Origin of the sequence: Amycolatopsis panacis (genome assembly GCF_003600245.1) — a bacterium.
Classification (GTDB): Bacteria; Actinomycetota; Actinomycetes; order Mycobacteriales; family Pseudonocardiaceae; genus Amycolatopsis; species Amycolatopsis sulphurea.
In genome coordinates this window covers 70,277-82,260 of the sequence record NZ_QZFV01000064.1, presented here as the reverse complement: position 1 = coordinate 82,260, position 11,984 = coordinate 70,277, and the positions used below count along the sequence as shown (strand labels likewise).

General features: G+C 69.3%; 13 protein-coding genes. 6 read left to right on the top strand and 7 right to left on the bottom strand.

The window, feature by feature from the left end; all coding sequences use genetic code 11:
* Window positions 1-126: 126 nt before the first annotated feature.
* The 6 genes from D5S19_RS06900 to D5S19_RS06875 all read right to left on the bottom strand — a co-directional run bounded on the left by D5S19_RS06900 (window position 127) and on the right by D5S19_RS06875 (window position 6,060).
* The gene (locus D5S19_RS06900) at window positions 127-1,080 is read right to left on the bottom strand and encodes a Ppx/GppA phosphatase family protein (RefSeq protein ID WP_120022475.1); all 954 of its coding nucleotides are present in this window, start codon (window positions 1,078-1,080) and stop codon (window positions 127-129) included.
* 100 nt (window positions 1,081-1,180) lie between these two features.
* A complete protein-coding gene (locus tag D5S19_RS06895; RefSeq protein WP_325050230.1) occupies window positions 1,181-2,149 on the bottom strand; it encodes a lytic transglycosylase domain-containing protein in 969 nt (322 codons plus the stop codon).
* Between the two features lie 747 nt (window positions 2,150-2,896).
* Window positions 2,897-3,418 carry a DUF501 domain-containing protein gene (locus D5S19_RS06890; protein ID WP_233573756.1) on the bottom strand — a complete coding sequence of 174 codons (522 nt, stop codon included), beginning with the start codon at window positions 3,416-3,418 and terminating at the stop codon, window positions 2,897-2,899.
* Window positions 3,419-3,635: 217 nt separating this feature from the next.
* Entirely contained in the window at window positions 3,636-3,998 is a 363-nt protein-coding gene (locus D5S19_RS06885) for an FtsB family cell division protein (RefSeq protein WP_120022505.1), read from the bottom strand.
* Between the two features lie 193 nt (window positions 3,999-4,191).
* A complete protein-coding gene (eno, locus tag D5S19_RS06880) occupies window positions 4,192-5,478 on the bottom strand; it encodes a phosphopyruvate hydratase (protein WP_120022473.1) in 1,287 nt (428 codons plus the stop codon).
* Window positions 5,479-5,577: 99 nt separating this feature from the next.
* Entirely contained in the window at window positions 5,578-6,060 is a 483-nt protein-coding gene (locus tag D5S19_RS06875) for a VOC family protein (RefSeq protein ID WP_233573753.1), read from the bottom strand.
* Between the two features lie 71 nt (window positions 6,061-6,131).
* On the opposite strand from D5S19_RS06875, the gene D5S19_RS06870 reads away from it, so the two are divergent.
* Window positions 6,132-6,536 carry a tetratricopeptide repeat protein gene (locus D5S19_RS06870; protein ID WP_120022471.1) on the top strand — a complete coding sequence of 135 codons (405 nt, stop codon included), beginning with the start codon at window positions 6,132-6,134 and terminating at the stop codon, window positions 6,534-6,536.
* A 273-nt stretch (window positions 6,537-6,809) separates the two neighbouring features.
* A complete protein-coding gene (locus D5S19_RS06865) occupies window positions 6,810-7,052 on the top strand; it encodes a hypothetical protein (RefSeq protein ID WP_120022470.1) in 243 nt (80 codons plus the stop codon).
* Window positions 7,053-7,194: 142 nt separating this feature from the next.
* Here D5S19_RS06865 and D5S19_RS06860 read toward each other — a convergent pair whose 3' ends face one another.
* Window positions 7,195-7,908, bottom strand: a complete 714-nt coding sequence (locus tag D5S19_RS06860; protein WP_120022504.1) for a lysozyme family protein — start codon at window positions 7,906-7,908, stop codon at window positions 7,195-7,197.
* 353 nt (window positions 7,909-8,261) lie between these two features.
* On the opposite strand from D5S19_RS06860, the gene efeU reads away from it, so the two are divergent.
* The 4 genes from efeU to D5S19_RS06840 are packed head-to-tail and all read left to right on the top strand — an operon-like array spanning window position 8,262 to window position 11,963.
* The gene (efeU, locus tag D5S19_RS06855; protein ID WP_120022469.1) at window positions 8,262-9,110 is read left to right on the top strand and encodes an iron uptake transporter permease EfeU; all 849 of its coding nucleotides are present in this window, start codon (window positions 8,262-8,264) and stop codon (window positions 9,108-9,110) included.
* Window positions 9,107-10,252 carry an iron uptake system protein EfeO gene (gene efeO, locus D5S19_RS06850; protein ID WP_120022468.1) on the top strand — a complete coding sequence of 382 codons (1,146 nt, stop codon included), beginning with the start codon at window positions 9,107-9,109 and terminating at the stop codon, window positions 10,250-10,252. The genes efeU and efeO overlap by 4 nt, the downstream gene beginning before the upstream one ends.
* Window positions 10,249-11,496 (top strand): iron uptake transporter deferrochelatase/peroxidase subunit, encoded by a 1,248-nt coding sequence (gene efeB, locus D5S19_RS06845; RefSeq protein ID WP_120022467.1) that lies wholly within the window; start codon window positions 10,249-10,251, stop codon window positions 11,494-11,496. The genes efeO and efeB overlap by 4 nt, the downstream gene beginning before the upstream one ends.
* Window positions 11,497-11,552: 56 nt before the next feature.
* The gene (locus D5S19_RS06840; protein WP_120022466.1) at window positions 11,553-11,963 is read left to right on the top strand and encodes a PPOX class F420-dependent oxidoreductase; all 411 of its coding nucleotides are present in this window, start codon (window positions 11,553-11,555) and stop codon (window positions 11,961-11,963) included.
* Window positions 11,964-11,984 lie beyond the last annotated feature (21 nt).

Below are 11,984 nucleotides of genomic sequence, written 5' to 3'. Positions count from 1 at the left end.
CGCACGTTATCGGCGAACAGTCCGGCACGGGTCGCAAATATGTGACGGCGTTATTCCCCACCCGTTCGGCTCACAACTACCGGCGGGTGTCACGATGAGTGACCCCCTGTTTCCCGGGAACGGCGGTCAGCCGAGCGCCAGCGCGATGCCGTCCAGGATGTCGTGCTCACTGACTACCAGCTGGTCCGGGCCACCGCGCGCGGCGAATTGCTCGGCCAGTACCTGGATGATCACGGAGCCCCCGCCGATCACGTCCACGCGACCCGGATGGATCACCGGATTGGCGGCACGGGTGGCGTGGTCGGCGGCGAGCAGCTTCGCCGCGACCCGGTCCAGATCGGCGTGCGTGAGCTTGGACAGGTGAGTGCGCTCGGACTGGTACTCGGGCAGCTCCTGGGAGACCGCCGACAACGTGGTCACCGTGCCGGCCACCCCGATCCAGGTGCGTGCCTTGGCGACGTCGACCACGTCGAACGCCTCGGCCAGCACCTCGCGGGCCAGCTCCCGCGCGGCGGTGATCTCCGCGGCGGTGGGCGGGTCGCCGGGCAGCGTCCGCTCGGTGATCCGCACACAGCCGATGTCGACCGACTTCGCGGCGAGCACCTCGGCCTCACGGCCGTTCCAGGTGCCGAACACCAGCTCGGTGGAGCCGCCGCCGACGTCGACGACCACGAACGGGCCGTCATCCGGGTCCTGCTCACCGACGGCGCCGGTGAAGGAGAGCCGCGCCTCCTCGTCGCCGCTGATCACCTCGGCCTCGACGCCGAGCGTCTCCCGGGTCATCGCGAAGAACTCGTCACGGTTGCTCGCGTCGCGGGTCGCGGAGGTGGCGACCATGCGAACCTTCTCGACGCCTTTGCGCCGCGCCGCGATCGTGTAGTCCGCGAGCGCGACGCGGGTGCGCTCGAGCGCTTCGGGCGCGAGCCGCCCGGTGGCGTCGACACCTTGGCCGAGCCGCACGATGCGCATTTCGCGGTGCAGGTCACGCAAGTCGATCGTCCCGTCGTGGCGGGGCGTCAGCTCGGCGACGAGCAAGCGGATGGAGTTGGTCCCACAGTCGATCGCGGCTACCCGAGGCATGCCCCCGACTTTACTGCCCGGCGTTCAGGGGTGTGGAACCTCGGTTGAACCGGCCGCCTCTCATCGTGAGGGGACTCCGCCGCGCTGTCCCGCCCTCGCCTCACGATCGGGGAACCTTCGCCGTGCTCCCTGATGACGGACTGCCCGTCGCCGTGCTGGTGGCCGTATCGCACGGCGGCAGCGTCGGTGTGCTCGACGGCGAGGTACTCGACGGCGGGACGGAAACGCAGGTCGGACTGGGCAAGGTCGTCGGCGTACCGGTGGTGGGTGGCGGGGTGGTCTCGCTCGACGGCGGCAACGACGTGACCGGCGGAGGCCCTGCTGTGGTGATGGGCGGCAACGGCGCAGGCAGCGGAGTGGACGTCGCCAGGCCCGGGGCTGGTGCGATGCCGGGGTTGCCGACCGGGACCTTGCTGTCCGGCACCTGATCGGCACCCATGCGGTACGCCTCTGCCCAGAGGATCACCTTGTCGACGTAGGAGTCGGAGTTGTTGTAGCGGTAAATGCCGGTGCGCAGCTGATCCGGATTGGCCAGGTCGAGCCCACCGGAGCAGAGGTAACGTCCCGCCGCCAGCGAGGCATCGAAGAGATTGTTCGGATCGGGTCGACCGTCCCCGTTGCCGTCGGAGGCGTAGCCCTGCCAAGTGGCCGGGATGAACTGGAACGGCCCGACCGCCCGATCCCAGACCGTGTCACGGTCGAGCGCGCCATGATCGGTGTCCGGGATCGCCGCGTACGGCCCAGTGCCGTTGAGTTCAGGCCCGAGAATCGACTCGAGCGTGGTCCCCGCCGCGTCGACGTACCCGCCGCGCGCATGCCCCGACTCGATCCGCCCGATACTGCCGACGAGCGCCCAGTCGAGACGGCAGCCAGGCTGCTCCCGCCCGAGCACTGCCGCCGCGTCCCGATACGCGGCCAGCGCGGACGCCGGAATCCCCCACCGCCCGGCCGGAAGATCGTAGGCAGGCAACGCAGAGGGCGACGGCACCACCGGCAGCCGCCCATCCACCGCGATCTGCCGAATCCCGGTGCCTCGGGGGTCATACCCCTGAACCAACGCCGCGTCCACGGAATGCTCCACAGGCGCCGATCCCCTCCACACGGCAACCCCCTTGGCCCCGACGAGCACCGGAACCACGCCCAGCACCCCCACGACCACCGCAGCCAACGTCGGATGCCGCCCGACACCCCGCCGCACCCGATAACGCCCACGCCACACCGCAATCCGCACACGGCTGCGATGGGCCGGTGCCCTATGGCCCCGGTTGTTGCCTGGCCTATTCCGGGCCGATCTTCTGGCGCGGTCACGTTTATCGCCTCCCGGCCCGACTCGATCCACGTCCGCGCAACCAGACCCAGCGCCACCCCACCCCGCCTGACCCAGCCCGGCTAGACCCAACCCGCGCTTATCCGGCCCACTCCAGCCCGAACTCCCGGACGGCTCCACAACCCCCTCGACCGAGCCCGAACCAACCCCGCCCCCTTCGGCAACAGAAGCCTCCGCACAAGGAACACCGGCAAGACCAGCACCCTCGACACTCGGGTTTTCCCCTGCCCCACAAGGCAATTCACCCCCGCCTGCTGCCGCTCCCTCGTCACCGTCGATCAAAGCCGCAGAAGCCACACCCCTGCTCACCACACCGGCCGACGACCCCGACACACCGGAGCGGCCCCCGCACCACAGCGTGCGTAAAGCCCCCATTTCCCTCCCCCTCCGTACTCCTCTGCACACCGACGGCCGCATGCGACAGGCAAACCCGCCGGTTCGGCGCGCAACACGCCCCGGCAGGAACCATCCACACCGGCGATCTGGGCGTTACCCGGCGCAGTCCCCGCTCGGCCAGCCCTGCGCACGAACCCATTCCAGCGTTTCGTCACCGAACGGATTCACTCCCGGCCCGGCGGCGAGGCTGTGCGCAAGGTGGACGTGCAGGCATTTCACCCGACCCGGCATCCCGCCGGCGGTGACCTGTGTGCCGAGTGACTCGATGGCATCCCGCTCGGCGAGGTAGGTCTCGTGCGTGCGCTGGTAGAGGGCCGCAAGCTCGGGATCGGCGTCGAGCCGCTCGGTCATCTCCTTCATCACGCCGGACGCCTCGAGTGTGCCGACCAGCGAGGTCAGCCGCGGGCAGGTGAGGTAGTACAGCGTGGGGAACGGGGTACCGTTCTCCAGCCGCGGATTGGTCTGGACCACAGAAGGATGTCCGCCGGGGCACCGCGCCGCGACCGCCCGCAACGCCCGTGGCGGCCGTCCGAGCTGCTGCGCGATGACCTCCCGGTCGGCGTCGGTGACGGGCTCGAAACGGGGTGTCTGCGTGCTGCTGTTCACGCTCTCCAGGCTAATGCCGCCCGCCGTCCGGCCGGTCGGACCCTCCGCCAAAACGGCCGAGTTGTGCACAACGGCGCGCCCCTGTGGACAACCCTCCGCGAGCCGCCCCGGCCCACCGATCCGCGGCGTAGCGTCCAGGACATCGAGCCCACCCGAGAACCGGAAGGAGGTCACTGCCATGGGGCGGCCACCGCTGAATTCCCGCACCAGAACGAGCAGAACCGCATCAACCGCCGGAGATCTGGCTCCACAGATTCTCGTACCAGGAACCCGCCGGAGCCTGCTGCGGACCCGGTTGCTGAGGCTGGGCCACGGGCTGGTCCTCGGGCAGCTGCACCACATACGGCGTCTCGCCGGGCTTCACGTACCGGAGCCGGCGGCGGGCCTCCGCCTCGATCTGCGCCGGATCACTCAGCTGGTTCTTGCGGTTCTGCAGCTCGGCCACTTCCTGCTGGAGCTGGGCCTGCTGCGCCTCCTGCTCCCGCACCTCGGACCGCTGGCTGAGGTAGGTGCGCAACGGCACGGCGACGGTGAACGCGAGCGCACACACCACGATCGCCACCACGGCGGCCCGCCGGGTGGTCGACATACCGAGCACCTTGGCCGCACCGGAGGCACGCTTCGCCGCCAGGCCGCGGCGAAGCCGCGACCTGGTCGTCTCCGTCGAAGCGGCACCCGTGCGGCGCCGGGCCGACGCAGGACGACGGGCCCTGGTGGACCCGTTCCCGTCGGCCCGGCCGCCGCGGCGGTTGCGCGCCCTCCCCCGGTCGGCCATCGGCGTCTCAGCCCTCCGCGCTGAACCGCGGGAAGGCGAGGTCGCCGGCGTAACGCGCGGCGTCCGCCAGCGTCTCCTCGATGCGCAGGAGCTGGTTGTACTTCGCGATCCGCTCCCCGCGGGCCGGGGCACCGGTCTTGATCTGGCCGACACCGGTGGCGACGGCGAGATCGGCGATGAAGGTGTCCTCGGTCTCGCCGGAGCGGTGGCTCATCATCGACTTGTAGCCGTAGGACGTGGCCAGGGACACCGCGTCCAGCGTCTCGGAAAGGGTGCCGATCTGGTTGACCTTCACCAGCAGCGCGTTCGCCGCACGCCGGCTGATGCCTTCCTCGAGGCGGTCTGGGTTCGTGACGAACAGGTCGTCGCCCACGAGCTGGACCTTGTCGCCGATCGCGGCGGTCAGCTGGACCCAGCCGTCCCAGTCGTCCTCGCTCAGCGGGTCCTCGATGGACACCAGCGGGTAGTCGCGCAGGAGTTCGGCGTAGTAGGCCGACATCTGCTCCGCGCTGCGCTTCGTGCCCTCGAAGGTGTAGGCGTCGTCGGAGTAGAACTCCGTCGCGGCGACGTCCAGGGCGAGTGCCACGTCGCGGCCTGCGGCGTAGCCCGCCTTCTCGATGGCCTGGAGGATCAGGTCGAGCGCCTCGCGGTTGTTGCCGAGGCTGGGAGCGAAGCCGCCCTCGTCGCCGAGCCCGGTGGACAGGCCGCGGCCCTTGAGCACCGACTTCAGCGCGTGGTAGACCTCGGTGCCCCAGCGGAGCGCTTCGCGGAAGGACTCGGCGCCGATCGGCGCGATCATGAACTCCTGGATGTCCACATCGGTGTCGGCGTGCGCGCCACCGTTGAGGATGTTGAGCATCGGGACCGGCAGGACGTGCGCGTTCGGGCCGCCGAGGTAACGGAACAGCTCGAGTTCGGCGGACTCCGAGGCCGCCTTCGCGACCGCGAGGGAGACGCCGAGGATGGCGTTCGCGCCGAGCCGGGACTTGCCGGGGGTGCCGTCGAGGTCGACCAGCTTCTGGTCGACGATCCGCTGATCCACTGCGTCGACCCCGGTCAGGTCGGGGCCGATCTCGTCGAGCACCGCGGCGACCGCGCGCTCCACGCCCTTGCCGTTGTACCGGCCGGTGTCCCCGTCCCGCAGCTCGACGGCTTCGTGTTCGCCGGTGGACGCACCCGACGGGACGGCGGCCCGCGCCAACGTGCCGTCGTCGAGTGCCACCTCCACCTCGACGGTCGGGTTGCCGCGCGAATCGAGGATCTCGCGCGCGCCTACCTGCTCGATGAGAGCCACGCTCTGCTCCTTGGTGGTCGTGCCTGCGGTGACGCCGCCCAGCGTAGCCGTCCAGGGCTTTCACCCGTTGGAGGCTCGGCGATCATCCGGCGGTTCCGCTCAGTGTTCCCCGGACGGGTCAACAACCTCGTCCGGCCGTACCGCACGCCATCCGGAAGGCAGATCGACGGTATCGGTGACCTGCTGCCAGAACGTCCAGCTGTTGCCGCCCGGGTCGGCGACGGTGAACAGCCGCGCGCCATAGGGCTGGTCCTGCGGCGGCTCCGGTTCGGCGTCCTCCCCGAGCGTGGCTCGCACCCGTTCGTACTGGGCGTCCACGTCGGTGACATAGATGACGTTGAGCTGCCCGACCGGCCCCTCGACGCCTTTCGCTTCCCAATATTCGGAACCGACGCCGGACAGCTGGATCCGGCCGCTGCCGGCGCGCAGGGTCGCCTGGAAGACCTCCCCGGAGGCGTCCTCGAACCGGACCTCCTCGGTGAAGCCGAACACCCTGGTCAGCCACGCGAGCGCCGCGGTGGCGTCGGTGTAGTAGAGGTACGGCGCCAGCCCCAGGTAGCCGGAGTCCTCATCGCTGCTCATGGCGGAACAGTCCATCACGTCGCAGACGGCGGTCGTGCAACGCCCTCCGCGGAGGTATCGTCTGAGCGACCATGACGGACGCCGAACCAGCCCCCGAGCCCACCGGCGAAGCGCAGGTCCGTGCCTTCCGGCAGGCCGAAGAACTGGTGGGACGCCGTCGCCCGCTCGACGCCTTGAAGGCCCTCGAACCCCTGCTGGATGACGAGTCCGACAAGCCGAGCGTGCAACTGCTGGCCGGGCGCGCCTACTTCCACTCGGCACAGCTGCGGCGAGCCGAGCGGGCCTTCACCAGGGTCCTGGAACTCGATCCGACCGATCACTACGCGCGGTTCGTCCTGGGTCGCACTCTTCAGCGCCTCGGCCGTTTGGCCGAGGCGCTCGCACAACTGCGGATGGCCTCCGCGATGAACCCCATCCCGGAGTACCTCGAGGCGATCAGCGAGGTCCGGGCCCGCATCACACTGAGCGACAGCTGATCAGCCCCACCGCCACAGAACGCTGACCTGGGTGGATCATGAGCCGGAGCCTTCCGGAGCTCGACCGCACCTGCCGATCAATGCCCCTCGCACCTACCACTGGCCCGGCCCCAGCCGCGACCCTGCCCGGCCCGCCGGAGCGGGCACACGAGATGGCTCCGGTCGGATCGTTCTGGCCGTCCGGCGGCGGCGCTCGGCCGGTCGGCCGATCCGCGGTAAGGGCCGGAAGGAGCAACCTTGAGTCATCACAGGGAACGACTTGAGGAGGCGGAGATGACCACCACTCTCACCGTGATCGGAGCCAGCGCCGGGCTCATCGTGCTGGTGCTGATGTCCTTCGCCCCGGCGCTGGTGGACCTGAACGAGCGGTTTCCTGTGACGCCGCGCAAGCAGGGCGTGCGCAAGCAGGCAGTGGCCGCGAAGAGCGCGTTCACCCAGACCGTGTCGGCGAAAGCGCAAGCCGTGCGCGAGCAGACCGCGAGCGCCCGGGTGAGCGCTGCTGCACCGACCCACTGACGTAGCAACGCGCAGGCCCCACCGAGGCACCAAACCGATCCGCGCTCCGCTTGCAAGCGTTTCTCGCCGACCAACCGGCCGCGGACTCACAGCTTGATCGCTGACCGGGGCGCACCTCCCACGGGACCAACCCGCGACAAAATCAAGGCGCGACACTCTCCGCAGCATAGGAATCCGCGGCAAGAAAAGCGTTCTGGCCGTACTGCACGGACGCGTTGTAGAGCAGCATCGCGCGCCACCAGCCTTCGGGGGTGCCGAGGTCGTCGTTGCCGGAGCAGAGGTAGCGGGCGGTGGTGTAGGCGGCGTCGTCGAGGTTGGCGGGGGTGGGGGTTTTGCCGTCGCCGTTGGCGCGTTCCGCGTATTTCTGCCAGGCGGACGGGGGGATCTGCAGGGGGCCGAGCTTGTGGTCGGCGGTGCGGTCGCCGTCGAGTTTGCCGGCGTCGGTGTCGGGGCCGGCCGGTGGGGCGGGCGGGAGGCCGGTGACGGTGCCGTCCTCGGCGATCTGCAGCTGGTCCGAGGTGAGGTGGCCGATCGCGGCCAGGGTGGCCCACGAAAGGTGACAAGTCGGCTTTTGCCGGGCCATCCACATCTCGGCCCGGCCGTAGCCGGCCAGCAGGCGTGCGGACAGGCCGGTCTTCTCCTGGACACGAGTGGCCCAGGCATCCAGCTCTGCCTTATCGGACACGGCCGGACGGTCCGGAGGGGCAGCCAGCCCGGCGCGCGGAGCCTGCGAGCCCGCCTTGGGGGCCTTGTCGGGTTCCGTCGGCGCGGGGGGTGGCGCGGCGATCGGCGCCGGGGCAGGCGGGTCCGGATTCCGCAGGCCGATCGTCACCACCAGGATCACGCCGGTCAGCACCAGGCCCAGCGCCATGGCCAGGCGGCTGCGGTAATGGCGGGGCGGAGCGGCTTCGGCAGTGGTCTGCGGGGTGGTATCGGCCACCCGGCCAGATTACTGATGAACCCGCCCGGCAGGTCCGAATCTCGCCAAGGGCAAACGGACGGTTAACTCCGCGCGGAAACTTCCGGGGCCGCCCGATTCGTTATCTGACCCGACCATACCCGCATTGACCTGCGGTTACCCTAACCTAACCCGATCTTCGTGCCCGTTTTGCCGCACTCCTCGCCGCCGCGGAGCGATCTGCGCCACTGGACTTACAGGCAAGCCTTACCTAAAACCGTGAGGTCGAACGTTCAAAGGAGGGCGGGGACGTGGTGTTTTCGAGCGCACTCATCGGGCTGCGCGAAGGCCTCGAAGCGGCGCTGGTGGTCAGCATCCTGGTCGCCTTCCTGGTGAAGACCGACCGCCGGCACTCGCTGCGGTTCGTGTGGCCGGGGGTCGGCGCGGCGGTGCTGCTGTCGGTGGCTGTCGGCGCGATTCTCACCTACAGCACCGCGCAGCTGAGCTTCGAGCACCAGGAGCTGCTCGGCGGCGGTCTGTCCATCGTCGCGGTCGGGTTCGTCACGGCGATGATCTTCTGGATGCGTAAGGCGTCGCGGCACATCGCCGCGGAGTTGCGCGGGAAGATGGAAGACGCGCTCAAGGTCGGCCCAGCGGCTGTGCTGCTGCTGTCGTTCCTCGCGGTCGGCCGTGAAGGCCTTGAGACCGCAGTGTTCTTCTACTCCGCCGTACAGACCGCCCAGTCCGACACCATCCAGCCGTTGGTCGGCTTCGTGATCGGCATCATCGTCGCGGTCCTGCTCGCGTACCTGCTGTACCGCGGCGCGGTGCGCTTCAACCTGGCGAAGTTCTTCACGATCACCGGCGTGCTGCTGGTGTTCGTGGCCGCCGGCGTGCTCGGCTACGGCCTGCACGACCTGCAGGAGGCCGGGTTCCTCCCAGGCTTGACGACGCTGGCGTTCGACGCCTCCAGCACGCTGCCGGAGACATCCTGGTACGGCGCGCTGCTCAAGGGGATCTTCAACTATTCGCAGCAGACGACGGTGCTTCAGGCCGTCGCGTGGGTCGCGTACGTCGCCATCGTGCTGCCCCTGTTCCTCAAGCCCACCCGCAAATCCACCGCGCCCGCTCCGGCGAGCGCGGCCACCGTCGAGGAGTGACCGTGCCCCAGTCCCGTAGAACCCCGCTGGCCGTGCTCGCCGGAGTGGGCGCGCTGGTGGCGCTCGCCGGCTGCGACAGTACGGGCGCCGCCACCGATGCCGCGGACGGACCGATCAAGATCGACGCCTCGGACACCTCGTGCACGGTCAGCACGACCACCGCCGCCGCGGGCAACCTGACCTTCGAAATCGCCAACAAGGGCACCAAGGTGACCGAGTTCTACCTCTACGCCGAGGGTGACCGGATCATGGGCGAGGTGGAGAACATCGCGCCGGGGCTGAACCGGCGGCTGATCGTCGAGGTGCCGGACGCGGGCAAGTACCAGACCGCGTGCAAGCCGGGCATGGTCGGCAACGGCATTCGTGGTGACTTCACCGTGACCGGTGGCGCAGCGCGACAGAACGACGCGAACGCGCAGAAGGCCGAAGCCATCAAGAGCTACGCGACCTATGTGACCAGCAACAGTGCCGCACTGGAGACCGAGACCGCCAAGTTCGTCGCCGCGGTCAAGGCCGGCAAGGTCGACGAAGCCAAGTCAGAGTACGCCCGCACCCGGGTGTTCTACGAACGGATCGAACCGGTCGCGGAGAAGTTCGGCGACCTGGACCCGGCGATCGACGCGCGCGAGGCCGATCTGGAGCCGGGCCAGCAGTTCACCGGTTTCCACCGGCTGGAGAAGGACCTGTGGCGCACCGGCCTGCAGCCGGACAGCCCGCAGATCGCGGACAAGCTGCTCACCGACGTCAAGAACCTGGTCGCCAAGGCCAAGACCCTGCAGCTGAGCGCGCTCGACCTTGCCAACGGCGCGAAGGGCCTGCTCGACGAGGTCGCCACCCGCAAGATCACCGGCGAGGAGGAGACCTTCTCGCACACCGATCTGTGGGACTTTCAGTCCAATATGGACGGTTCGAAGAACGCGATCGTCGCACTGCGGCCGATCCTGCAGGCCAAGGATCCGGCACTGGTGTCCACCTTGGACAAGGAGTTCGCGAACGTGCAGGCACTGCTGGACAAGACCCGCGTCGGCGACGGGTTCAAGTACTACGACCAGCTGTCCCAGGACGAGATCAAGACCTTCGCCTCGGCCGTCGACGCGTTGAGCGAGCCGCTGAGCAAGGTCGCGGCGGTCGTGGCGAAATGACCGGAGTCTCCCGCCGCGCGCTGTTCGGCATGGCCGGCGCGGGCGTCGCATTGGCCGGGGCAGGAGTGGCCACCGGAGTCGGCATCGACCGGCTCGGCGGAGGCTCCCCCGCGCACGCCGATGCGTCCACTGTGGACTTCCACGGCGAGCACCAGGCGGGCATCGTCACGCCCACTCAGCAGAACCTGCACTTCGCCGCACTGGACGTGACCACCAAGGACGTCGGGAAGCTGCGCGAGCTGCTGCGCACCTGGACTGCCGCGGCACGTCGCATGACCGCCGGGCAGGAAGTGGTCGCCGACGGCGCGGTTGGTGGTGCGGCCCAGGCCCCGCCCGGCGACACCGGCGAAGCGCTCGACCTGTCGCCCGGCGATCTCACGCTGACCATCGGCTTCGGCCCCTCGCTGTTCGACCAGCGGTTCGGCCTGGCCGCGAAACGCCCACCGCAGCTGGTCGACCTGCCCTTGTTCCCCAAGGACAAGCTCGACCCGGCCCGCAGCGGCGGCGACCTGTGCATCCAGGCCTGCGCGAACGATCCGCAGGTGGCCGTGCACGCCGTGCGCAACCTGGTGCGGCTCGGCTTCGGTGTCACCGAGGTGCGCTGGTCACAGCTCGGGTTCGGGCGCAGTTCGTCGACTTCACGGGCGCAGCAGACCCCGCGCAACCTGTTCGGTTTCAAGGACGGCACCAACAACGTCAAGGCCGAGGACACCGACGTCCTGCGCGAGCAGGTGTGGGCGCAGTCCGGCGACGGGCAGGCCTGGATGGCGGGCGGCACCTACCTGGTGGCCCGCCGGATCCGGATGCACATCGAAACCTGGGACCGGGAAACACTGGATGGACAGGAACAGATCGTCGGGCGGACCAAGGGCGCCGGCGCGCCACTCGGCCAGACCGGCGAGTTCGACCAGGTCGATCTGGACGTCGGCGGGGCCGGCGGCGTGCCGTTGATCGCGCCGGACGCGCACGTCCGGCTCGCCTCGCACCAGACGCTCAACGGCGCCCGGATCCTGCGCCGCGGCTACAACTTCGTCGACGGCTCCGACGGTGTCGGGCACCTCGAAGCGGGATTGTTCTTCCTGGCCTTCAACCGGGACACGCGCAAGCAGTACATCCCGATGCAGCAGGCGTTGTCCGCGAAGGACGCGATGATGGAATACGTGCAGCACACCGGATCCGCGCATTTCGCCGTTCCACCGGGGCTCACGCCGACCTCGAACTGGGGCGACGGGCTGTTCACCTGAATCTCGCGCCGTCCGGGTGTTGACCTCAAGCGCACTCGAAGTCGCATGCTGGAGGCATGTTCACCGAAGCGGAACTCGCGTTCCTCGCCGAACACGACCTCGGCCGGCTGGCCACCCAGCACCCGGACGGCACCCTGCAGGTCAGCCCGGTCGGGTTCACCTGGAACCCGGACGCCCGCGCGATCGACGTGACCGGATACCACCTCACCCGCAGCCGCAAGTACCGCAATGTCGAGGCCAACGGACGAGCGGCCTTCGTCGTCGACGACCGCCCTTCGCTGGACCCGATGCGCGTGCGCTGCCTGGAGATCCGCGGGCACGCGGAGGGCATCCCGGACGCCTTCACCACCGATGGTCATCTGGACGGCGCCGCCATCCGCATCCACCCCGAGCGCATCATCAGCTTCGGCATCGACGATCCGGACCACGATCCGCTCGATCTGGTCCCGAACAACCGCAGCGTCTGAACTCGGCAACGTGCCCGCGGT

Coding starts and splice junctions, on each gene's coding strand:
- D5S19_RS06900 (WP_120022475.1), bottom strand. CDS start 1,080: ATGCCTCGGGTAGCCGCGATCGACTGTGGGACCAACTCCATCCGCTTG.
- D5S19_RS06885 (WP_120022505.1), bottom strand. CDS start 3,998: ATGTCGACCACCCGGCGGGCCGCCGTGGTGGCGATCGTGGTGTGTGCG.
- D5S19_RS06875 (WP_233573753.1), bottom strand. CDS start 6,060: ATGAGCAGCGATGAGGACTCCGGCTACCTGGGGCTGGCGCCGTACCTC.
- D5S19_RS06870 (WP_120022471.1), top strand. CDS start 6,132: ATGACGGACGCCGAACCAGCCCCCGAGCCCACCGGCGAAGCGCAGGTC.
- D5S19_RS06865 (WP_120022470.1), top strand. CDS start 6,810: ATGACCACCACTCTCACCGTGATCGGAGCCAGCGCCGGGCTCATCGTG.
- efeB (WP_120022467.1), top strand. CDS start 10,249: ATGACCGGAGTCTCCCGCCGCGCGCTGTTCGGCATGGCCGGCGCGGGC.
- D5S19_RS06840 (WP_120022466.1), top strand. CDS start 11,553: ATGTTCACCGAAGCGGAACTCGCGTTCCTCGCCGAACACGACCTCGGC.